This window comes from Caproiciproducens lactatisolvens (assembly GCF_052443335.1).
GTDB lineage: Bacteria > Bacillota > Clostridia > Oscillospirales > Acutalibacteraceae > Caproiciproducens.
Map to the genome: position 1 here is coordinate 624,792 of NZ_CP195750.1, position 22,521 is coordinate 647,312.

At 53.4% G+C, this 22,521-nt stretch carries 22 protein-coding genes; 8 read left to right on the plus strand and 14 right to left on the minus strand.

Features of this window, described 5'->3' with window-relative positions; all coding sequences use genetic code 11:
- Window positions 1–13 precede the first annotated feature (13 nt).
- From ACRQV7_RS03095 to ACRQV7_RS03105, 3 genes are all read right to left on the minus strand, one after another.
- Window positions 14–1,087 (minus strand): ABC transporter ATP-binding protein, encoded by a 1,074-nt coding sequence (locus ACRQV7_RS03095; RefSeq protein ID WP_275716192.1) that lies wholly within the window; start codon window positions 1,085–1,087, stop codon window positions 14–16.
- Window positions 1,088–1,226: 139 nt separating this feature from the next.
- On the minus strand, window positions 1,227–2,435 hold the full coding sequence (locus tag ACRQV7_RS03100; RefSeq protein WP_275716194.1) for an aspartate aminotransferase family protein: 1,209 nt from the start codon (window positions 2,433–2,435) through the stop codon (window positions 1,227–1,229).
- A 353-nt stretch (window positions 2,436–2,788) separates the two neighbouring features.
- The gene (locus ACRQV7_RS03105; RefSeq protein WP_444659412.1) at window positions 2,789–3,955 is read right to left on the minus strand and encodes an iron-containing alcohol dehydrogenase; all 1,167 of its coding nucleotides are present in this window, start codon (window positions 3,953–3,955) and stop codon (window positions 2,789–2,791) included.
- A 499-nt stretch (window positions 3,956–4,454) separates the two neighbouring features.
- On the opposite strand from ACRQV7_RS03105, the gene ACRQV7_RS03110 reads away from it, so the two are divergent.
- The 7 genes from ACRQV7_RS03110 to ACRQV7_RS03140 all read left to right on the plus strand — a co-directional run bounded on the left by ACRQV7_RS03110 (window position 4,455) and on the right by ACRQV7_RS03140 (window position 9,598).
- Window positions 4,455–4,793 (plus strand): helix-turn-helix domain-containing protein, encoded by a 339-nt coding sequence (locus ACRQV7_RS03110; protein ID WP_444659413.1) that lies wholly within the window; start codon window positions 4,455–4,457, stop codon window positions 4,791–4,793.
- Between the two features lie 279 nt (window positions 4,794–5,072).
- Entirely contained in the window at window positions 5,073–5,921 is an 849-nt protein-coding gene (locus ACRQV7_RS03115) for a PRD domain-containing protein (protein ID WP_275716201.1), read from the plus strand.
- Window positions 5,922–6,077: 156 nt separating this feature from the next.
- A complete protein-coding gene (locus ACRQV7_RS03120; protein ID WP_444659414.1) occupies window positions 6,078–6,743 on the plus strand; it encodes an N-acetylmannosamine-6-phosphate 2-epimerase in 666 nt (221 codons plus the stop codon).
- 20 nt (window positions 6,744–6,763) lie between these two features.
- The gene (locus tag ACRQV7_RS03125; protein WP_444659415.1) at window positions 6,764–8,275 is read left to right on the plus strand and encodes a PTS transporter subunit EIIC; all 1,512 of its coding nucleotides are present in this window, start codon (window positions 6,764–6,766) and stop codon (window positions 8,273–8,275) included.
- A gap of 209 nt (window positions 8,276–8,484) precedes the next feature.
- Window positions 8,485–8,958, plus strand: coding sequence for a PTS sugar transporter subunit IIA (locus tag ACRQV7_RS03130; protein WP_275716207.1), 474 nt, complete (start codon window positions 8,485–8,487; stop codon window positions 8,956–8,958).
- A 75-nt stretch (window positions 8,959–9,033) separates the two neighbouring features.
- The gene (locus ACRQV7_RS03135) at window positions 9,034–9,291 is read left to right on the plus strand and encodes an HPr family phosphocarrier protein (protein ID WP_275716209.1); all 258 of its coding nucleotides are present in this window, start codon (window positions 9,034–9,036) and stop codon (window positions 9,289–9,291) included.
- Between the two features lie 49 nt (window positions 9,292–9,340).
- Window positions 9,341–9,598, plus strand: a complete 258-nt coding sequence (locus ACRQV7_RS03140; RefSeq protein WP_444659416.1) for an HPr family phosphocarrier protein — start codon at window positions 9,341–9,343, stop codon at window positions 9,596–9,598.
- A gap of 123 nt (window positions 9,599–9,721) precedes the next feature.
- On the opposite strand, the gene ACRQV7_RS03145 is transcribed toward ACRQV7_RS03140, so the two are convergent.
- A complete protein-coding gene (locus ACRQV7_RS03145; protein WP_444659417.1) occupies window positions 9,722–11,656 on the minus strand; it encodes a methyl-accepting chemotaxis protein in 1,935 nt (644 codons plus the stop codon).
- Window positions 11,657–11,894: 238 nt separating this feature from the next.
- On the minus strand, window positions 11,895–13,076 hold the full coding sequence (locus ACRQV7_RS03150; protein ID WP_444659418.1) for an AI-2E family transporter: 1,182 nt from the start codon (window positions 13,074–13,076) through the stop codon (window positions 11,895–11,897).
- Window positions 13,077–13,491: 415 nt separating this feature from the next.
- On the opposite strand from ACRQV7_RS03150, the gene ACRQV7_RS03155 reads away from it, so the two are divergent.
- The gene (locus tag ACRQV7_RS03155; RefSeq protein ID WP_444659419.1) at window positions 13,492–15,282 is read left to right on the plus strand and encodes an ABC-F family ATP-binding cassette domain-containing protein; all 1,791 of its coding nucleotides are present in this window, start codon (window positions 13,492–13,494) and stop codon (window positions 15,280–15,282) included.
- A 68-nt stretch (window positions 15,283–15,350) separates the two neighbouring features.
- Here ACRQV7_RS03155 and hypE read toward each other — a convergent pair whose 3' ends face one another.
- Genes hypE through ACRQV7_RS03200 form a run of 9 tightly spaced genes read right to left on the minus strand, consistent with a single transcriptional unit; the run spans window position 15,351 to window position 22,519 of the window.
- Window positions 15,351–16,337, minus strand: a complete 987-nt coding sequence (gene hypE, locus ACRQV7_RS03160; protein WP_444659420.1) for a hydrogenase expression/formation protein HypE — start codon at window positions 16,335–16,337, stop codon at window positions 15,351–15,353.
- Complete coding sequence (gene hypD / locus ACRQV7_RS03165) at window positions 16,337–17,374, minus strand: hydrogenase formation protein HypD (RefSeq protein ID WP_444659421.1); 1,038 nt, start codon at window positions 17,372–17,374, stop codon at window positions 16,337–16,339. Before hypD ends, hypE begins: the two co-directional genes overlap by 1 nt.
- Window positions 17,371–17,583 (minus strand): HypC/HybG/HupF family hydrogenase formation chaperone, encoded by a 213-nt coding sequence (locus tag ACRQV7_RS03170; protein ID WP_038322697.1) that lies wholly within the window; start codon window positions 17,581–17,583, stop codon window positions 17,371–17,373. The genes hypD and ACRQV7_RS03170 overlap by 4 nt, the downstream gene beginning before the upstream one ends.
- 42 nt (window positions 17,584–17,625) lie before the next feature.
- Window positions 17,626–19,887, minus strand: a complete 2,262-nt coding sequence (hypF, locus tag ACRQV7_RS03175; protein ID WP_444659422.1) for a carbamoyltransferase HypF — start codon at window positions 19,885–19,887, stop codon at window positions 17,626–17,628.
- Window positions 19,884–20,225, minus strand: a complete 342-nt coding sequence (locus ACRQV7_RS03180; RefSeq protein WP_275716228.1) for a hydrogenase maturation nickel metallochaperone HypA/HybF — start codon at window positions 20,223–20,225, stop codon at window positions 19,884–19,886. The genes hypF and ACRQV7_RS03180 overlap by 4 nt, the downstream gene beginning before the upstream one ends.
- A gap of 31 nt (window positions 20,226–20,256) precedes the next feature.
- Window positions 20,257–20,619, minus strand: coding sequence for a 4Fe-4S dicluster domain-containing protein (locus ACRQV7_RS03185; protein WP_444659423.1), 363 nt, complete (start codon window positions 20,617–20,619; stop codon window positions 20,257–20,259).
- Between the two features lie 7 nt (window positions 20,620–20,626).
- Window positions 20,627–21,706 (minus strand): hydrogenase large subunit, encoded by a 1,080-nt coding sequence (locus ACRQV7_RS03190; protein WP_444659424.1) that lies wholly within the window; start codon window positions 21,704–21,706, stop codon window positions 20,627–20,629.
- A 19-nt stretch (window positions 21,707–21,725) separates the two neighbouring features.
- Complete coding sequence (locus ACRQV7_RS03195; protein ID WP_444659425.1) at window positions 21,726–22,061, minus strand: NADH-quinone oxidoreductase subunit C; 336 nt, start codon at window positions 22,059–22,061, stop codon at window positions 21,726–21,728.
- 2 nt (window positions 22,062–22,063) lie between these two features.
- On the minus strand, window positions 22,064–22,519 hold the full coding sequence (locus tag ACRQV7_RS03200) for an NADH-quinone oxidoreductase subunit B family protein (protein ID WP_038322707.1): 456 nt from the start codon (window positions 22,517–22,519) through the stop codon (window positions 22,064–22,066).
- Between the last annotated feature and the right edge of the window lie 2 nt (window positions 22,520–22,521).

Consider the following 22,521-nt stretch of genomic DNA (forward strand, 5'->3'; position numbering starts at 1 on the left):
CAAAAGACCTGTTTCAGGGCTTTACCTGAACAATATCCTCTTCCGAAATGCCGAGCAGCACTTCGTCACCCACGTCTAAGGACAGCGCATAGCTGGTAAATACCTTGACTTTCAGATGGTGCCCGTTCGTCAGGCGGACCTTCAGCTTCAGACAGTCTCCGATATAAACGCACTGCTCGACAATCCCCCTGAACTTCAGTCCGCCGTAGGAATCGTCGACCAGATTGATTTTTTCCGGCCGGATCACAATGTTGACCGTATCGTCCTCCGCATAGCTCCGCGTCTGGTCCGGGGCTGGGATCACCAGCCCGTGAACGCCGATCTTTCCTTTTCCGGCGGCATCGACGGAAACCACCGGGCAGGGAATCACGTTTGCTTCTCCGATAAATTTGGCACAGAATACGGACGCCGGTTTTTCGTATATTTCCACGGGCGTTGCGACCTGCTCGATCATGCCGTCCTTCATAATGCAGACCTTGGACGCCATGGTCAGGGCTTCCTCCTGATCGTGCGTGACGGAAACCGTGGTGATGCCCAGCTCCCGGTGAATTTCCTTGATTTCCAGCTGCATCTGTTTTCTCAGCTGTTTGTCAAGCGCGGCCATCGGTTCGTCCAGCAGAAGGATCAGCGGATCGAACACCAGTGCTCTGGCCAGCGCGACACGCTGCTGCTGGCCGCCGCTGAGTTCCCGGGGATAACGCGACGCGTATTCCGACAGGCGTACCCGCTTGAGAACGGCGTCGATTTTTTCCCTGCGTTCCTTCTTTGCCATTTTTCGCACGCTCAGCGGGTATTCCACATTTTTATACACCGTCATATGTGGAAACAGCGCGTAGTTCTGGAACAGCATCCCGATATTGCGCTTATGAATCGGCGTTCTGGAAATGTCGTTCCCGTTGATGAGGATTTTTCCTTTGGAGGGGTCCTCAAATCCGGCGATCATCTTCAGCAGCGTGGTTTTTCCGGCGCCGCTCGGCCCCAGAATCGTCAGGAATTCCCCGTCCTGAATTTCAATATTGACGTCCCTGATGACATTTGCCAGCTTATAGCGTTTATCGATGTTTTCCATTTTGATATTGGCACCCATCTGTCCGATACCTCCTGACTTATCAAAAATTGTAATCCTGAATCCGGCCCGCCGGGCCGCCGCGGAGATAGGAAAAGGGCGCAGATGAACGGTTTGTTCATAAGCGCCCTTGCTAACTTCACAAATGATTCAAATGAATTCAGATTGTTTCCGAGACCTCTTTCAGAATTTCGAAGGCTGCGTCGCAGTTCTTTTCCGTCAGAATCAGCGGCGGAATCAGGCGGATAACGCGGTCGCCGATCAGCGTGACCAGCATCTTACGGTCAAAACAGCCGTGCTTGATTTCCAGCCCGACCGGCCCGTCGTACTCGATGCCGATCAGGAGGCCCTTGCCCCGGACCTCTTTTACATGGGGAAGCGTGCGGAGCTTTTCCGTAAGGTAACGGCCCATTTTCTTTGCGTTGCCGGCCAGATCCCGGTCGATCAGCTCGGTTACCTGTGCGAGCGAGGCCGCGCAGCAGACGGCGTTGCCGCCGTAGGTGGTCCCGTGGGAGCCCATGGTAAAGGCCTTTGCGATTTCCGCGCTGGTAACGATGGCGGAAATCGGCATCCCGCCGCCCATCGCCTTGGCCATGGAGAGAATATCCGGCTTTACCCCGTATCCCATAAAGGCCATGACGTCCCCCGTTCTGCACCAGCCGGTCTGCACCTCGTCAAACAGCAGCAGCAGCCCCTTTTCATCGCAGAGGGAACGCAGCCCCTTCAAAAACTCCGGGGTTGCGGGAATGACGCCGCCCTCTCCCTGAATCGGCTCGACCATAATGGCGATGGTGTCCTCGGTTACCTGGGACCGGAACGATTCCAGATCGTTGTAATCCGCGTAGGTGAAGCCCGGAAGTATCGGCTTGAACCCGATCTGGCAGGCGTTGTCCGGCTGACCGGTTGCCGACATGGAGCCGTAGGTCCTGCCGTGGAAGCCTTTTTTCGCAGTGATGATGTGGTATTTGTTCTTTCCGTATTTTTCGACCCCGTATTTTCTTGCCATTTTAATCATCGCTTCGTTTGCTTCGGTTCCGGTGCTCTGATAAAAAATCTTGTCAAAACCCAGTGTGGTGCAGATTTTTTCGGCAAGCAGCGCCTGCGGCAGGGTGTACGGATAGTTGAAGGTATGGATCACGTCGCCGACCTGGTCCCGAACGGCCGCTACGACCTTTTCGTTGCAGTTGCCCGCACTGTTCACCGCGATTCCGCCGTAAAAATCAAGGTACGCTTCGCCCTTCTCATTGTAAAGGTACATGTCTTTCGCGCGCTCACAGACGAAGTTATAGCGCTCGTAGGTGTCGATCATATACTTTTTGACCAGAGCCTTCACATCTTCCGCCGTTTTACCATACTCACTCAGTTTCATTGCTTCTCATTTCCCTCCGATTTTATTAGGTCGCTGAAAAATTCACGGATCGATATGCAGTCGCTTAGGGTCGATTTGAATAATAATTGATAATTTCCTGCATATAAGCAAAGGCGCTCTGACGGTTAAAGTCAGAACGCCTTTGTTCTCTGTTTTTATTCATCACTGTGTTTTACATGTGATTATTATAGCGGTTACATGGGATTGTGTCAATAGCGTTTAGGTGGGAATGCTTACAAATAAGTAGGACGTCTGTTTTCAAAAATGATGCAAGATAACAAAACGCTTTTTATAAATGAATTGTAAATTCGAAAAAAATTCATTTAACTTTATAGTATTCATTGTGATGTAAATTAGTACGACATTTTTAAAATGGAGAATACATCCTCTTTTGAAAGGGGCTGAAACCCTCCGACCCGTCCGCTGCCGGCCGCCTGTTCCGCCATTGGCTCCAGAAGGTCAAAAGGAATCCCCAGCTCGCTCAGATGTTTCGGCAGGCCCAGCGCTTCGAAGAAGCCCTCCGTTTTTTCAATGGCCTGCTGTGCCAGCACTTCCTGCGGAAGGCCGGCAGTAAGGTTCCACACATTGACACCGTATTCCGCGAAATACGGAAGGTTTTCCGAAAATCCGCACACAAAGCGCATCCAGCTCGGCGTCAATACGGCAAGGCCGACGCCGTGTGTGATATCGTAATGCGCGCTGAGCACATGCTCGATGGGGTGTACCGTCCACCGGCGTTCCGTCCCGTAGGTGATCAGGTCGTTGATCGCGAGGGAGGAAGCCCACATGAGGTTGGCGCGTGCTTCATAATTCTCCGGATCGGTCATCGCTTTCGGTCCGTAATGCAGACACGTTTTCAGCAGAGCCTCGCAAAACCGTCTTTGGAGATAAACGCCGGGGGTTTTTACAAAGTAGCTTTCAAGCACATGGCTGAAAATATCCGCCGTTCCGGAAGCGGTCTGGTATTTCGGAACCGTGTAGGTGTATTCCGGGTCCATGACGGCGAAGCGCGGGCGCAGGCCGTCATGACTCGTCGCAAGCTTCTCGTTCGTAGCCATGTTGGATATCACGGCGATCCGGTCCATTTCCGAGCCGGTCGCCGCAATGGTGAGCACGGCGGCAATGAGGAGAACCTTGCCGATCTTATCAGGATGCAGCACTAAGTCCCATGCGTCGCCGTCATAATTTGCCGCGGCCGCCACAACCTTCGCGCAATCGATGCTGCTGCCGCCGCCGATCGCGAGGACCGTGTCGATTCCATTCTCTTTGCACAGCTGTGCGCCGGCGCGTACCGTGTCGATCCTGGGGTTCGGCTCAACGCCGCCAAGCTCCCAGTAAGCGATTTTCGCATCGGCAAGCAGCCGTACAACGGTGTCGTAAAGTCCCGTCCGCTTGATGCTGCCGCCGCCGTAAACAAGCAGTACGCTGTTCCCATAGCGGAGCAGCTCATCTGAAAGAGCGGAAATCTGGCCCTTTCCAAAAAATATTTCTGTCGGGATCGAGTATTTAAAATTCAGCATTCAGAGAGTTCCTTTCCTGAAAATATGGTTTTGTCAATGGTCCGTTCCGTGCTTTTAAAACGCACAGTCGAAAACCGCCGTCATTTTGCTGATAGTTGACATAAAAAGGCATTTTCCACAGTCCAAAAGCAATGAAACCCCCTTGCTTTTCATCGCTTCAGCATCACTTTGTTTTATTTAAGCAGGGGCGGCGGCATCCCTTTTTATACCTAAAAATTTTTTCAAAAAAAGAGCGTATCAGGAAATTTCCTTGATACGCTCCGTTGCGGTTTCAACTATTATGCATCCTTGCTTTGCATTTGTCAAGAGCTGTCACTCAATATAAAAAGAACATTCGCTTCTTTGAGCCGGATTCATGGTTACGCTTCCCCGGCCGGGATTGCAAGATAAGAGAATCAGTGCAGAAATATATAATCGACGGTTCTTGTTTTGGATGCTATGATCATTCTATAGAATCAATCCGGGGCACAGGACCGGATCATTAAAGGAGGCAGTCCTGATGGAAAAGGAAAGGTATCGGCAGTTATTGGTCAGTTTGGAGAAAGACGCCAAAACAGAAATATTGGAGAATGGGGCGGCGGTTGAAATTCGCAGCTGCTATGACTGTGCAAGGGGGAAAATGGACCCTCTGCTGAAACAGGAGCTGGGGCAGACCTTCATCGGCTATCTTACGCAGGTAAGAATGCAGGAGGCCATCAAACTGGCGGGCGTAACCCGCCTTTCCATCAAAGAAATAGCGGAGCGCACCGGATATTCCAACCCCACCTATTTTTGCCGCGTGTTCAAGAAGTTTACCGGACAGACGATCGGCGGGTACCGGGAAAGCAACACCGAATAGCGGCTGCTGTTTCGGGCCGAAAAGCCGCCGCTACGAACGGTAAAATCCGGGAAAAGAGGATGGATTCAGACGCGATTAAGGTGATTTAGTGCCAGAAATATGTTCAAGTATCACAAATTTTGTTGGAAAAGTCAGGCTCAAAATGATTGACAATACAATAAATCTATGTTAATATGTTCTATATAAAATTTGAATAACGGTGTGTTACTGTTGATCAGGCACTAACCAGATTATTTAATCTGTGTTAATGCCTTTTTTTTGAGTAAGGTGATTTTGAAAATGGAGAATTTTGAAATTATAGGCGTATTGAATCACAACGTTGTTTTAGTCCAGAAAGAGCCGAAGGGAACTCAGTTCATTTTAATTGGGAAGGGCTTGGGATTTTCCAAAAAGGTCGGTATGAAAATCGCGCTGGACCAGTCGCAGATTGAGAAATCCTTTCTGGTCTACGATACGCAGGGGAAGATGAAATATCTCAATCTGATTGAACAATTTGACGACAAGCTGATTGGGGTTTGTTCCGAGATCACTTTGCTTGCGGAAAAAAAGATGGGGAAGCTGAATGAAAACCTGCTGATTGTCCTGACGGATCATATCAATTTCGCGATTGAGAGGATTAAGAGAGGAATGGCGATCCAAAACCCGTTTGTTTATGAAATCAAGACTCTTTACCCGGACGAGTATGAAATCGGACTTGCGGCGAAAACGATGCTCAGAAAGCAAATTCACGTAGAAATCAATGATGACGAGGTGGCGTTTATTGCGCTGCATCTGAACGCCGCAAAGCAGAATGAAGAAGTTTCAGAATCCCTCAACAAAACAAGAGTTGTGAAAATGATGATTTCGGTTTTAGAGGAAAATCTGGGTGTGAAATTTGAAAGGGACCTGACCTATATACGGCTGATTAATCATTTCCGGGCCAGCATGGACCGGGTCGAAAAAAATATCATTGCTGAAAATCCTCTTCTGCCGGCGGTGCGGAAAAATTTTAAAAAGGCTTACGCGCTGGCGCAGCAGGTGGGAGAGATCGTCAAGCAGGAGCTGGGGTTGGAGCTGCCGGACGGAGAGCTCGGATATCTTGCCATTCATATTGACCGGATTGCAAGAACCCTGAAAAACAAAAAGTGAATCATGTAAGGTGTGTTACTGTTCATTCAGGCATAAACTGAGCAATGTGATATTGTGAAGTTTATGCTTTTTTTAATTCACTATATGGCCGGGAAAAGGGTGAAGAGCGGTTATTCGAAAGGCCGAATCAATTATTTTTACGAGGAGGAAATTTTCATGCTTGAGAAAATCAAAGGAAAACTGGTTGTATCGTGTCAGGCTCTGCCGGATGAACCGCTGCACAGTTCTTTCATTATGGGAAGAATGGCACTGGCGGCAAAACAGGGAGGAGCCGCAGGAATCCGGGCGCAGAGCAAAGGGGATATCGACGAGATCATCAAGGTGGCGGGTTTGCCCGTAATCGGGATCGTCAAAAGGAATTATGCCGATTCCGAAATCTACATTACTCCTACTAAGAAGGAAATCGAGGAGCTTTTGGAAACGCAATGCGAAATGATCGCTCTTGATGCCACCCTTCGGAGAAGGCCGAATGACGAAAAGCTGGAAGAGCTGGTCCGGTATGTTAAGGGCCGGGGCAGGCTGGTGATGGCCGACTGTTCCACCTATGACGAGGCAGTCAACGCCGAAAAGATCGGCTTTGACTGCGTCTCCACCACCCTTTGCGGCTATACGCCGTATTCCGAAAATTTGCCGGGACCCAATTTGTCTTTTATCGAAAAACTAAGGGAGAATCTCCGCATTCCTGTGATAGCGGAAGGAAAAATCAACACGCCGGAGGATTTGAAAGCTGTTTTTCAATCCGGGGCCTATTCGGCCGTTGTCGGCGGGGCGATCACCCGTCCGCAAAATATCACGGAGAAATTTACCAGGGCATTATTATAAAATGAGGGGGGACTATCATCATGTTCAAACAACTGCAAAAAATAGGGAAATCCTTTATGCTGCCGATTGCGATTCTGCCGGCCGCGGGTCTGCTGCTGGGCATCGGCGGCGCATTCAGCAACCCCAGTACCATCGCGGCCTACCCGTTCCTGCAAAATACCGTCGCGCAGGCTATTTTCCAGATCATGAGCTCTGCCGGAAGCGCCATCTTCAACAACCTTGCTCTTCTGCTCTGCATCGGCCTGTGTATCGGCCTTGCCAAGGCTGACAGGGGAACGGCGGCCTTAGCCGGTATTGTGGGATATCTGGTGATGACGGCGACGACCTCCGTTATGCTGACCATCTTCAACCCAAAAGGAAATGCGATTGACACCGGCGTGATCGGCGCTTTGGTCATGGGCAGCATTGCCGTGACCCTACATAATCGCTATCATAACATCGAACTGCCACAGGCATTGGGCTTCTTTGGCGGTTCCCGGTTCGTGCCGATTGTAACTTCTTTTTCCGCTATTTTTGTCGGCGCGCTGTTCTATCTTGTCTGGCCTCCGTTCCAGAACCTTCTGGTCAATGCCGGTCAGGGAATCGCCTCTATGGGTGTTGTGGGTACCTTCCTTTACGGCTTCCTGATGAGGTTATGCGGCGCGGTCGGTTTGCACCATATGATTTATCCGATGTTCTGGTACACGCAGCTGGGCGGTACGGAAACGGTCGCGGGGGTCAGCATTGCGGGCGCTCAGAAAATTTTCTTCGCGCAGCTTGCCGACCCGAACCATGTCGGACTGTTCACTCACGGGACCCGGTTCTTTGCCGGCCGTTTCGCGACCATGATGTTTGGGCTTCCCGCCGCCTGCCTCGCGATGTATCACAGCGTACCGAAGGCGCGGCAGAAAAAGTTCGCGGGACTGTTCCTTGGGGTCGCACTGACATCGTTCATCACCGGAATTACGGAACCGATTGAATATATGTTCCTGTTTGTCAGCCCGCTCCTTTATGTGTTTCATTCTTTCCTCGACGGTGTTTCCTTTCTGGTCGCTGATTTGCTGAATATCCGCATCGGCAATACCTTTTCCGGCGGATTCATTGATTTCAGCCTGTTCGGAATTCTGCAGGGGAACGACAGGACGAACTGGATGCTTGTGATCCCGGTCGGCATCGTATGGGCCTGCCTGTACTATTTTTCCTTCCGGTTCTTTATCAAAAAATTCAATATCATGACGCCGGGCCGGGCGGAAGACGACGATGCGTCGGGGGCTACGGTAGCGACGGCGGCTGCGGTATCCAAGTCTTCCGTAAAAGAAAAAGCGCTTCAGATTATTGCGGCGTTCGGAGGAAGAGAGAATATTGAAGACGTGGATGCCTGCATTACCCGGCTGAGGGTATCGGTTAAAAACATTGAGCAGGTGGACAACGCAAAGCTGAAAGAGCTTGGAGCAACGGACGTACTGACGATAGGGGACGGCATCCAGGCGGTTTTCGGCACGAAGGCCGTTATCTACAAGAACCATATTGTTGAGATCCTGGGGCTTGAGTAATTTTTTCAGACTGTTTTGAACTGCCGTCGTATGATACCGCTTACGGATTTCAGCGTGAATTACTATTTGCGCTGAAATCCTTATTATGCTGATTTTCGTTTCTGAAAAGAAACGGATATTTTTAAAGCCCGTTTTGAGCCTGAGGTCTGCGCTGTTGTTTTAGGACGGATCAAAAGGGCCGGGAAACCTATATACGGAGGATAATGATTATGTTACAATTTTTTAAAAAACGAATGACGATTCAGTCGCCTGCAAACGGTCGGATTATCAGCCTGGACGAGGTAAATGATCCGGTTTTTTCAGGAAGAGTGGTAGGGGACGGCTGCGCGGTCATTCCGGAGGACAATCTGATTTGTTCGCCATGCAACGGAAGGATTGTTCAGGTCATAGACACCAACCATGCCTTCTGTATTCTCAGTGACGACGGGCTGGAGGTTTTGGTTCATATAGGTTTGGATACGGTAAGATTAAAGGGAATGGGCTTTAAAAGGCTGAAGGACGAAGGTATGCGCGTGAAAGCGGGGGACAGCGTTATGGAGGTGAATTTGCAGTACCTTCAGTCACAGAACAAGGAGATTGTCACGCCTGTATTAATTACGAACATGGACAAGGTCGGCAATCTGCAAATCTGCCGGGGAAGTGTCCGTGCAGGGGACAGATTGATGGACCTTGTCCTGAAATGAATATTTTATACAAGCGCCGCGGGCTTTTGAAAGGAGTCCCGCGGCCCGGCGTGCATAGACAAAGGGGGAAGCGTGATGGTACAGGTCAGAGTTATGGACAGGAATGGGCTTCATGCAAGGCCGGCCAGCAGGATTGCCGGTATCGCGCTCGCGCATCCCGGAGCGGTTTACCTTGAGAAAGACGGAGTCCGGTGCAATGCAAAAAAAGTCATGGAAATCATGGGCTTCAATTTCATTTACGGAGATCTGGTCAGCGTGATAGCCCCCGGGCGGAGCGGCGATCAGGTTGAAAAGTCGATCGGAAGCGTTATCATGAGTTCTGAGGATCATTGAATCCGGCTCAAGGACCTATTCATTTATTGTTTGCAGGAGGTATGTATTTATGGAACAGTTTACTTATACCATTCAGGATTCGGCCGGCCTTCATGCGCGCCCGGCCGGGCTGCTCGTCAAGTGTGCGCAGGGCTGCAGCTGTGCGGTAAGCATTGTATTCAACGGAAAAACGGCGGACGCCAAGCGTCTGTTTTCGGTAATGAACCTGAACGTGAAACAGAACGACACGATTACCTTCCGGGCGGAAGGGGAACAGGAGCAGGCGGACTGTGCAAAGCTGAAAGCGTTTTGTCAGGCGAATCTCTGAATCGGGAACGGAAGCCCGCGGCATTCTGAATATCAGCTGTTTTCATAAAATCCCCATGGCGTACGGCGATGGAAAAGCCTGTGCTTTTCTCTGCCGTACAGTCCCATGGGGATGTCTGTTTTTTTATTCTGTTTCTTCTTTTTCTTCTTTCAGCTGGAACCGGGATAAAAGGTCGGTCAGCACCTTGGATTGGGACGAGAGCTCTTCGCCCGCCGCGGCGCTTTTCTCGGCCATGAGGGAAATATTCTGAATCGCGTCGGAAATCTGCGTGATGTTTCCCGTTGTCTGCGTTACGAAAACGGCCTGTGCGTCGGAGGCCTGCGTGATTTCACCGACAAGCTGGAAGAGCGCTTCCGACTTTTGCACGATCACCTGCAGGGACCTTTCCACCTCGTCCACTGCCTTTGCGCCGGTTGTAATCGCATGAACGGTATTGGCAATCAGAGCGGAGGTATCCCCCACGGCACGGGTGCTTTTGCCGGCCAGACTGCGCACCTCGTTCGCCACGACCGCGAAGCCTTTGCCGTAGGCTCCGGCCCGCGCGGCCTCTACCGCGGCATTCAGAGCCAGAATGTTTGTCTGGAACGCGATGTCGTCGATCGTCTTGACAATCCGCTCTATTTCCTGCGAGGTTTGGGAAATATCCTTCATGGCGGTGATCAGCTGATCCATTTTCCGGTTCCCGTCCTGGATATCCCGCACGATTCCGGACAGCATGACGTTTGCCTGCTGGGCGTTTTCCGCGCTCGTCTGTGCGTGGCCGGAGATTTCCTGAATGGAGGAGGAAAGCTTTTCAATGGAGCTCACTTCCTCGGAGGCGTTCATAGCCAGCGCCTGAGCCACGTCGGACATCTGGCTCGCCGAGCCGTCTACCTGAACGGCGACCAGACGCACCTGGGAAATCGTCTGATTCAGGCCGGAAAGAATTCCGTCGATCGCGGTCAGGATTTCGTGAAAATCTCCCGGATAGGCGGCGCCGCTCTGCAGGGACAGGTCGCCGGAGGAAATCGCTTTCAAAATCATGCAGAGGTCTGTGATCATCCGGCGCAGATTTTCCGACGTAGTATTCAGGGCATTCGCGATTCTGCCCGTCTCATCCTGAGATTTCACTTCGAGACGGATATCCAGATCTCCGCCGGAAATCCGTTCAATGCCCTCCGTTACCTGCAAAACCGGCCTGGTAATGTTCCCGGCGATCCGGAAAGCAAAGAAAAGGGCAATGAGGAAGGACACGATTCCGACGCCGATCATCAGGGAAATGGCGGCCGGTACGCTGGACATGAATTCTGAGTGGGCTTCCGAAACATTGACGGACCATCCGTCCGTTCCCGAAATGGGAGCGTATGCGCCGAAATACTGCTGGCCGTTCCTTTTGTAAAGGGCAAATCCCGTTTTTCCCTGAACCATGTTGGCTTCCATTTTGGCGACGACAGGATCGGATTTGCTGTTCTTTTCCTTTGCGGAAGCGGCGGAACTGCTTTGCACCACCTTGGTGCCGGAATGGTTGAGGATATAGGTATTGCCTTGATTGCCTACTTTCACTTTGGCGGCAATGTCGCCCAGCGAATTGTACGGAATGCTGATCAGAATGACATGCGGCGCGGAGGGATAGGCGTAGTCAAAATGCACTTCCCCGTTTTCCGTGACAGGGTCGCTCAGGTAGGGGGTCCCCTGCTTCGCCTGTACAAAGGCCTGATTTTCCTGATAGTCGTTTCCGTTCAGGGCGGAAATTCCATCCTCCTTGATGATGTCCACCTTCACCAGCCCGTTTTCCTTGACGAGGCTGTTGATGTACTGCCTGGTGGCTCCGTAGTCAGCCCCGACGGTGTTTTTGATCATCGAGACCGACTGGGCCATAATTTCATACTGCCTGAGCTGAGCGCTGATTTCGGAAGAGACGATGCCGGCCGTTTTGCTCAGCGTTTTCTGCAGGGACTGCTCCGTGGAGCGGACAATGAAAAAAGCGGAAAAAATGCAAAGAACACTGACTGTGCAGAGAATAATAATTGCTGTAAATTGAACAAGCTTATTCTTGATCGTTTTCTGATTGTTACGCACAATGAAAATACCCTTCCCATCGTTTAATATGATCTTTTTTCAGCGGTTTCAGTATATCATTTTTTATGCCGTCCCACAGAATTTACCATTGATTTTAAGGCGGAATTAACCTTCCGTTTACATTCGGCAGCACGGGATCTTACGATAAGAAAAGGAAGCATCGGGTTTGGTTTCATCCGAATGCTTCCTCTTGTTTTCTATCAGCACGCTCACACGCTAAAGGTGTGAGAAGCCTGTTTTATTTCAGGATAGTTTCTTCCTCCTTTGGAAGCTGACATTTCCGCTTTTTCTCTTCCAGACGCTTATTGATGTTTTCCCGCAGGAGCGTGTACATCACGGCGCAGAGAGGAATGTTGACCAGCATCCCGACCAGACCGAACGTGTTGCCGCCGATGGTGACGGCGGCAAGCACCCACAGCGCCGGCAGGCCGACCTTTGAGCCGACCACGCGCGGGAAGATCAGGTTGCCCTCCAGCTGCTGGAGGACGACGAAGAATATGACGAACCAGACCGCCTGAATAGGGTTGACGACCAAAATCAGCAGCGCGCCGATACAGGTGCTTAAAAACGCGCCGAAAATCGGAATCAGAGCCATAAACGCCACAATCACGGAGACAAGCAGCGCATAGGGGAAGCTGAAAATCTGCATTCCGATAAAGCAGAGCGAGCCGAGAATACAGGCCTCGGTACACTGGCCGGCGATAAAATTGGAAAAGGCGTGATCGGTCAGGCTGCACACCCGCACGATGGTGTCGGCCGGCTTTTTGGGGAAATAAGCGTACAGGAAACGCTTTGTCTGCGCTTCCAGCTTTTCTTTTTGCGCGAGAATATTAATGGCGAAGACAAGGCCGAGCACCATGGTAATGACCGCGTGGAACAGGTTCGCAGCCACCGTAACGGTGGAGCCCACCAGCGTGTTGGCCAGCTTCTGCCCGTACTGGGCCAGCATCTGGCTGAGGTTTGTCCAGTCGATTTTTATATTGCCGACGTATTCCCTGACCGTGGGATACTTGTTTCCGACTGCGATCAGGCTGTTCTGAAGCCCGGTGAAAAAACCCGGAATATTGTTGGTCAGGCTGGTAATTGTGCGGACGAGCTCCGGAATCAGGATCAGCATAATCAGGGCGATAATGCCGATGACAATCAAAAAGGTGATCAGAATGCTGACCGCGCGCCTCACTTTCGGCCAGTTTTTCGTGTAGCGGCGGTTAATCGGCGCAAGCAGGCGGCTTTCTACATGCCGCATCAGGACATTGAGGATGAAGGTGATTGCAAGGCCGAGCAGGATCGGCTCAAAAATACCCGCAATGATCCCGGTCAGCTCCGAAAACCGGTATAAATTTTTCAGCCCCAGGTAAAGCACAATGCTGAAAGCAATGAGCAGGGCGATCTTTTTCATATTGCTTTTATTGAGTTCCATTTTCCGTCCCTTTCCAATCCGTCGCCGGCCTTTGGTACATCGGCAGGTTGTCCTATTTCGTGGCGAAGCGGGTATCGTCATTGGCTTGCGATCATTATCCCACAGGCGCACAGCGCCGTTGTGGGATATAAATGATAAATTGGCGAAACTAATATAATAGCCGCTTTGTGGCTATTATACCATAATGCGCACCGATAGAAAATGATTGCTTTCAAAAGCCTTTCTTTTATTTTAGCACAATTTATCTGACAATATATGGGATCCCTCAAATAATTTGATGGAATACGGTTTCGCGGTTTTCATCCGGCTGCTTCTGTGTTATGATGGAATCCATAGAAAAATATCTAAATAAACGGCCTGCTCTATGGGCGGATACCGTTCCAATATTGACGATATGGAAACAGAGGGTAAAATTGTGCTGTTGTTATCTGCGGAAAAAATCAGGAAAAGCTACAGTGAAAAAATACTGCTGAAGGATGTCTCCCTGGGGATTCAGGAAGGGGATAAAATCGGGATGATCGGCGTGAACGGAACCGGGAAAAGCACGCTTTTGAAAATCGTCGCGGGACAGGAAAGCCCAGACAGCGGCGCGGTCACTAAATTCGGAAGCGTGCGCGTGGGGTATCTGCCGCAGAACCCGGTTTTTCCGGAAGGGATTACGGTGCTGGAACAGGTCAAACAGGGGATTGCACAGCAGCAGCGGGAATCGAAGGACTATGAATGCAAAGCAATTTTGACCCGGCTTGGAATTGCGGATTTTGACGAACCGGTCAGCCGGCTTTCCGGCGGACAGAAAAAGCGCGTATCGCTGGCCAGCGTGCTGGTAACCCCCGTGGAGGTGCTGGTGCTGGACGAGCCCACCAACCATATGGACAACTCCATGGTCGACTGGCTGGAAAATTACCTTGCCCGTTACCCGGGCGCGCTGCTCATGGTGACGCACGACCGTTATTTTCTTGACCGCGTCACCAACCGGATCGTTGAGCTGCAGGACGGGAATCTGTACAGCTATCAGGCAAATTACACCAAATATCTGGAACTGAAAGCGGAGCGGGAAAGCATGGAGGCCGCGAGTGAGCGCAAGCGCCAGAGCCTGCTCCGAAAGGAGCTGGAATGGATCCAGCGCGGGGCACGGGCGCGCAGCACAAAGCAGCGCTTCCGGGTAGAGCGGTTTGCGCAGCTGAGCGCGCAGGAGGTCGGGACGGAGCAGGAAAAGCTGGCGATGAGCTCCGTGAGCACGCGGCTCGGGAGGAAAATCATTGAAATCGACGGGATTGAAAAGCGCTACGGCGACAGGCGGCTCATCCGGAATTTTTCCTACAACCTGCTGCGCGGGGACCGTATCGGCATTATCGGCGCAAACGGCTGCGGAAAATCAACGCTGCTGAAAATCATTACCGGACAGGTCGCGCCGGACAGCGGCACGGTTACCGTGGGGGAAACCGTACGGATCGGCTGTTTTTTGCAGGAATGTGAAGATATGGACCCCGGTCTGCGCGCAATCGACTATATTAAGAATATTTCCGCTGAGGTCATGACCCCGGAGGGGATGCTGACCGCTTCCCAGCTGATGGAAAAGTTCCTGTTCACGTCCGATCTGCAGTATTCGGTGATCGGCAGGCTGTCGGGAGGGGAACGCCGCAGGCTCTACCTGCTCGGTATTCTGATGCAGGCGCCGAACGTTCTGCTTTTCGACGAGCCCACAAACGACCTTGACATCCAGACGCTTACCATTCTGGAGGACTATCTCCGGAATTTTTCGGGCGCCGTTGTCGCCGTGTCCCACGACCGCTATTTTCTGGACAAGGTCGCGGAGCATCTTTTCGCGTTTGAAAACGGGGAAATCCACGATTATACCGGCGGCTATTCCGACTATCTGGAACAGAAAAGGCCCGAGGCGGAGGAAGCGCCGAAGGCAAAGGAAAGCAGGCCGAAAGCCGCTTACCGGCAAAAGCCGGCCAAGCTGAAATTTTCCTTTAAGGAGCAGCGGGAATACGAGGAAATCGATTCAGTCATCGCCGATTTGGAGGAAAAAATCACCGCCGCGGAACGGGAAATTGCACAGCAGTCCAGCAACTACGTCCTGCTTTCCGAACTGATTGCGGAAAAGGAAGCGCTGGAAGCCGAGCTTGACGCCAAAACCGAGCGCTGGGTCTACCTGAACGAGCTTGCCGACCGGATCGCGGAACAAAACGCGGAAGAATGACCGTAACAAAAGGGGCTGTTGCAAAATTTTCATTTTGCAACAGCCCTTAAAAATATTTTTATGAGCCCTTAACAGATTCTCGGCAGCCCCTCGCCGTAAAGAACAGTGACAATACGGGTGCCCCCGATGGGGGTACGCAGCAGGACGGTGCCGGGCTCGCCGGAAACGACCTTTCCGATAATGGCCGCGTTTTCCCCGTACCGGCTTTCCTTCATGCAGGCAAGCGCCTTCTGTGCGTCCCCGGCGGCTACGACGGCGGTCATTTTTCCCTCGTTGCCCATATAAAGGGGGTCAAGTCCCAATATTTCACAGAAACCGCGCACCTGTGCGGAAACGGGAATCGCTTTTTCCTCAAGCTCCATGCAGCAGGCGGAGGCGCCGGCAAATTCATTCAGCACCGTTCCCAGGCCGCCGCGGGTAACATCACGCATGGCTTTCACCTTTACACCGTTTTCCAGAAGCGCGCTCACCATTTCGTTCAGGGGGGCGCAGTCGCTTTGAACGGTGTTCCGGATATTCATCCGCTCGCTCAGAATGGCCGCGTGATGGTCGCCCAGATTGCCCGAAAGCAGGATCGCGTCGCCCTCTTCGCAGGAGGCCGCGCTGAGCGAGACGTCCGGCGGCACAAAGCCCACGCCGGCGGTGTTGATGTAGACGCCGCCCTTGCCTTCCACGACCTTGGTGTCGCCCGCCACAATACTGATTCCGGCTTCCGCGGCGGTCTCCGCCATGGAGGCCGCTATTTTTTTGAGCTCCTCCGTGTCGGCACCTTCCTCCAGAATGAATCCGCAGGTAAGGTAGCGGGGCTTTGCACCGCTCATCAGGAGGTCGTTCACCGTCCCGCAGACGGACAGCCTGCCGATATTGCCGCCCGGGAAAAACAGGGGCGTTACCACGAAGCTGTCCGTCGTCACGGCGATTTTTTCCGCGCCGGGAACAACGGCGGAATCCTCCATTTTGGCTAAAACGGGATTGTGAAAGCTTTTTTCAAAAATATCTTCGATCAGCTCGGCGGTGGCTTTTCCGCCGCTGCCGTGCGCCATGGTTATTTTCATTACCGTTTCCTCATATTTGTAAAATAATTGTAGCAGCTGCCCTCCATCGACACCATACACGCGCCCTGCGGCGTCTGCGGGGTACAGGCGGAACCGAACAGGGGACATTCGTTCGGGGAGACCGCCCCGGTCAGCACCTGTGCGCAGCGGCAGCGGGCGTTGGCGCCGCGGTCGTCGTTCAGGCCCGCGCTGCCCGCGTCGAAGCGGGCGTATTCCTCCCGCAGAAGCAGGCCGGAATCCGGGATGCTGCCCATCCCGCGCCATGCGGCGTCACAGGGTGCAAAATACTTGTCCACCATTTTCTGCGCGGTCCGGTTGCCTTCCTCCGTTACCGCGCCGGGGTACAGGTTCATGACCCCGGCTTTGCCGCTTTTTCGGACGAGCGCGTAGATCGCCGCCAGAATCTGCGGCCCTTCAAAGCCCGCGACCGCGAACGGAATGCCGTATTTTTCGGACAAAGGCTCAAAAATACGGCTGCCGGTAATGACACTGACGTGTCCGGGCGCGAGAAAGCCGTCCACGCCGCCCTGGTTTTTGCAGATCCAGTCGATCACCGGGGGCATGGTTTTCAGGGAGGTCAAAATCTTTACGTTGGAGACGCCGTTTGCAATCGCTTCCTCAAGCAGCATGGCGTAGACCGGGGCGGTGGTTTCAAATCCGACCGCCGCGAAAATGTAGGTGCGGGCGGGGTCGTCCGCCGCCAGCTTCAGCGCATCCAGCGGGGAATAGACCATCTGTACATGCCCGCCCGCGGCTTTCGCGTCGTTCAGGCTCCGGCTGCCGCCCGGTACGCGCAGCATGTCCCCGAATGTGACGACCACGTTTTCCGGTTCCATGCTAAGTGCGACAAGTCTGTCGATATAGGCGGTGACCGTGACGCAGACGGGGCATCCGGGCCCGGAGATCATCAGGACGGCGGGGGAGAGAATTCCGGTAATGCCGCAGCGGGAAATCTGCGCCGTGTGGGTTCCGCAGACCTCCATCAGCCGCAGGGGCGGTCCGTCGTAGGTTTTCAGATACGATTGGATATCCGTCATAGCTCTTCCATTTCCTTCAGAAGCTCCTCCAGCGCGTCGCGGTCCTGCTCCGTCAGCACCTGCAGGATGCATCCGGCGTGAACCAGAACGCTGTCGCCCGGTTTGATTTTCACCAGGCCGGCCTCTGCTTCCAGCGTATTTCCGCTGAAATCCACCGTCGCTTTTCTACCGTTTACTTTAACAACCCTGCCGGGCAGTGCAACACACATGGCAATCTCCTTTTGGTTGGAATCTTCCGAATCGTCGGTGGCTTATTTGCGAACGCCCTCTGCCTGCGCGCAGAGCCACGCTTGCCCCAGACAGATTCCGCCGTCGTTGGATGGTACGGCGGAATTGAAATAGACCAGGAAACCGTCCGCGGTCAGCCGGTCATGGCAGTCCCCAAGAAGCAGAAGGTTTGCGAAAACGCCCCCGCTCAGGGCTACGCGGCTTTCGCCGCTCTCTTCCCGGATGCTCCGGCAGACCGTCAGAATCATTTCGGCAAGCGCCCGGTGAAACCCAAGCGCAATGCGGTTGCTGTTTTCCCCTTTTGCAGCCGCTTGCAGAAGCAGGCGGATAAAATCGGCCTGATCTGCTTCCAGTTCCCCGGCGGGATTCCGGCTGAGGGCGAAGTGGAACGGCACCGGCTCTTCTCCGGCTTCTTTTGCCGCAGAAGCCGCGTTTTCCAGCGCGACGGCGCATTCCCCTTCGTAGGAATTCTCTTCTTTAATGCCCAGTATGGCGCAGACTGCGTCGAACAGCCGCCCCGCGCTGGAGCTTTCCTGTGTATTGACCTGATGCTTGAGGGCGGCCCTGACGAACGGAAAGCGCTCGCTGCCGGATTCCTCGCCAGCGGCGAACCGGTAACAGTCCGAGGTCAGCACGGCATTTTTCGCCGCCGCGTCGCCGCCGCAGAGCCGGACAGGGCTCAGGTGCGCCCGCCGAGCAAAATCCGCGCCGCGGCACAGCAAAAATTCCCCGCCCCAGACCGTTTTGTCCGTGCCGTAGCCGGTGCCGTCGAAAATCACGCCGATACAGCCGTCCAGACGATGCTCCGCCATGACGGAGGCGGCGTGAGCGTGATGGTGCTGAATGAGGATGGGGCTTTCCAGACTGAAGTCCCGCGCGATCCTCTGCGCCAGCGCGTGGGACTGATAGCCGGGATGCAGGTCGCACGCAATCCTCTGCGGGGAAATCCGCAGAAGCTGCTCCATACGCTTCAGGCCGATTTTGTAATTCTCATAGACCTTGTAATTTTCGATGTCCCCGAAATACTGGCTCAGATAGGCGCGGTCGCCGCTGAGCAGGCAGAAGCAGCTTTTCAGGTCCCCGCCCATAGCCAGAACCGGATGTTCCGCCCGCTGTTCCAGCAGGACGGGCAGGGGAACATACCCCCGGCTGCGGCGGAGAATCTGGGGCACTGAGCACGCGACCCGCCCGACGGAATCGTCCAGCGGGGTCACGATCCGGCGGGTATTGTACAGGATTCCCGCCAGATAAGGAATATCGGACCGAAGCAGTTCGTCGTCCTTATAAATCATCGGCTCGGAGGTGAAATTCCCGCTCGTGACAATGAGGGGGCCGCATGCGTCCGTCAGAAGCTGATGCAAACCGGTGCAGGGCAGAAACGCGCCGAGGAAACGGCTTTCCCCGCAGACACCGGAACAAAACCCGTCCGACGGGTTGTTCAGCAGGACAATGGGGCGTGCCGCGGACAGCAGCATGTCTTCTTCTTCCTGATTCACAACGCACATTTTGCGGATGCTTTCCAAATCGGGAAACATAACGGCAAAAGGCTTCTTTTCCCGTCCCTTTAAAAGACGCAGGCGCTTCACCGTGTCTTCAAGGCAGGGGGAACAGACAAACTGATATCCGCCTACGCCTTTTACGGCGAGAACAGCCCCGTCCTTCAGAAGGGCAACCGCCCGTTCCAGGGCTTCCTGCTTTTCCAGCGTAATTCCGCCGGTAAGCAGCTGCAGCTGAGGCCCGCAGCGGTGACAGGAGATCGTCTGTGCGTGGCGCCTGCGCCCGGATGCATACTCGCGCTCGCAGTCGGGGCACATGGCAAAGTCCTTCATGGTGGTGGTTTCGCGGTCGTAAGGCAGGGCGTTCATAATGCTGAACCTCGGCCCGCAGGAAGCGCAGCTGATAAACGGATATCCCCGGCGCCGGTTTTCAGGCGAATACAGCTCTTTTTTGCATTCGTCGCACATCGGCAGGTCCGGCGGAATCATCGGCGTGCCCGCCTCGTTTTGCGCGGCCTTGCCGCTTTTCAGAATGGAAAAACCGTCAAAGCGCTGTTCCGGCATCGGCTCCGTCCGGATTTCCGTCACCAGTGCGCCGTCCGGAGCGCTGGTGTGAAGGGAATGCAGAAATTCCTTCACCCGCTGTTTTTCCCCGCAGGCGGCGATCTCAACAATCCCGCTGCTGTTGCGCACGCTGCCGGAAATATCCAGCCTGTGCGCCAGCCCGGCTACAAAGGGACGGTATCCCACACCCTGTACGATGCCGGAAACGGTAATGAAAACATTCATTCCATTTCAATGCTCTCTATCTTTACTTCTCTGCCCACTTCGCTCGGTTCTCCCTGAGTGCCGCACGTGGGGCAGGAAAAATCAAAGCGCCTGCGTTCAAACAGCTCGTTGCATTTGGGGCAGCGCAGCTTCGATTTGACGGAACGGACATTCATCTGCGCGCCTTCGCAGACGGTGCCCTTGGATAAATCCTCGAAGTACATCTGGATGCTTTCTCCCGAGTACCCGGAATCCTCCCCTACCGCAATGTTGATGGCTGTGACCTTCTTTTTTCCCGCCGCTTCCGCTTTTTCGGAGGCTTCCTTCAAAAAATCGGCGGCTTTATGATAATCGTGCATGATAACGGCTCCTTTTCGTTCTTAATGGTTCCTAAGACGCGTTCTGGTTTTCCACGGGGGTCTGGCAAACGGTATCGATGGTTTTGCGCTGAGCGGGCTCGGTGTAGCTCTGATGCATGGAAAGGCATTTCTTGGGGCAGCTTTCCACACAGCAGCCGCACTGGATGCAGCTGAAGCGCTGAATCGACCAGCTTTTTTCTCCCCGGTTTACCTGAATGGCGCTGGTCGGGCATTTTTTGGAACAAAGCCCGCAGAAAACGCAGGCGTCCACGTCGTTTTCAATATGGCCCCTTGTGCGCGGGGGATATTCTCTCGGCTGCTCCGGGTAAGGCCGGGTGGCCGGTTTTGAAAATAAATTGTGCAGTTCGATTTTTGCGAAAGTCAGTAAACTCATTGTTTCATCACCTTTCGGTACAGCTGATGCAGGGATCGATCGTCAATATCAAAATGGGAACGTCGGCAAGCTGACAGCCCTTCATGGTTTCCAGCATTCCCGGCAGATTGGCAAACGTTGGGGTGCGCACCCGCACCCTGTCTAAAAACTTGGTTCCGTTTGCCTTCACATAGTAAATCGCTTCGCCGCGCGGCTGCTCCACCCGCATGAAATATTCCCCCTGCGGGAAGCCCTTGACCGGGACGGAAACCTCTCCGTTCGGAATCTTTGCCGCCGCCTGGCGGATGAGGTCGATGGACTGGAAGATTTCCCGGATACGCACGTCGGTCCGCGCGTAGCAGTCGCCTACGTCGCTCGTGATCGGCTCGAAATCGAGGAAGGGGTACGCGGCGTAGCCGAGCTTGCGGGTGTCGCGGCTGATGCCGCTGGAACGCATAAACGGCCCCACGGCGCCGAGATTGAACGCCTGCTGTTTGGTCAGGAAACCGACGTCCCGCAGACGGCTGTTGACCGCGGAATTATTCAGAAAAGTTTTGACAAGCTCCTTCAGATCGCGTTCCATGTCGGCGAAGACAGAGAGAAACTCCCGGATCATGTCGTTGTCCATATCCTTGCGCTGGCCGCCGATCTTATTGACGGAGAAAATCACGCGGCCGCCGGTGGAATATTCAAACATATCCAGCACCTTTTCGCGCATTCTCCAGGTTTCCATGAACAGGCTTTCAAAGCCGAACGCGTCGGCCAGCAGGCCGAGCCATAAAAGATGGCTGTGAATCCGCGACATCTCACACCAGATGGTGCGCAGGTATTTGGCGCGGGGCGGAATTTCCACTTCCATGATATTTTCCACCGATTCACAGTAACCCATTCCGTGCATAAAGCTGCAGATTCCGCAGATTCGCTCTGCAACATAAACATATTCGTTAAAGTCTTTTTTCTCCACCAGCTTTTCAAGACCCCTGTGCACAAAGCCGATGGAGGGGATCGCCTCCACCACCTTTTCGTCTTCCAGCACCAGGTCGAGATGGATCGGTTCGGGAAGGACCGGATGCTGAGGGCCGAACGGTACAATGCTGCGTTTGGACATCTGGTATCACTCCTACGATTTATTTAAAAGGCGTTTTCTTCTCGGTGCGGTACAGGCCGCCTTTATAGTCGAGGGAAATCATCGTGATCGGTACGCCGAAAAGATCGTGAATTTCATTTTCATATAAGAAGGACGCGGGATAAATGCCGCTGACGCTGGGGATTTCAACCTCTTCGCCGATATTGAAGCGCAGGGTGTACAAATCGAAATCCTTTCCGAACGAATAGGAAAGCTCGTAGCCGTCGGGGATTCTTGTGGCGCAGATCTGTACCAGACGGCAGCCGCCGCCCTTCATTTTCAGGACCTCTTCCAGCAGGACTTCGGAAGAAATGGGGATAATGATATTTTCCGGCATGATTAAGCCTCCTTGTGCAGCGCCGCCGCGCCGAATTTTTTCAGCTCGCGTTTTCTGTCCAGAAGCGCGACAGCCTTGACCACGCCGTCAATAATCGCTTCCGGTCTTGCGGCGCAGCCGGGAACGTAAATGTCCACGGGGATCACCTTGTCCACGCCGCCCAGGATATTGTAGCACTCCTTGAAAATCCCGCCGTCGCAGGCGCAGATGCCGACCGCGACGACCACCTTGATTTCCGGCATCTGGGAGTAAATCTGTTTTACCACCAGCTCGTTCTGATGGTTGATGCCGCCGGTAATCAGAAGGATATCGGCGTGTTTGGGGTTGCCGGTGTTGACGACGCCGAAGCGTTCAATATCATAAACGGGCGTCAGGCAGGCCAGCACCTCGATGTCGCAGCCGTTGCAGCTGGAGCCGTCGTAATGCAGAAGCCAGGGGGACTTTGATATCTTCATCATTC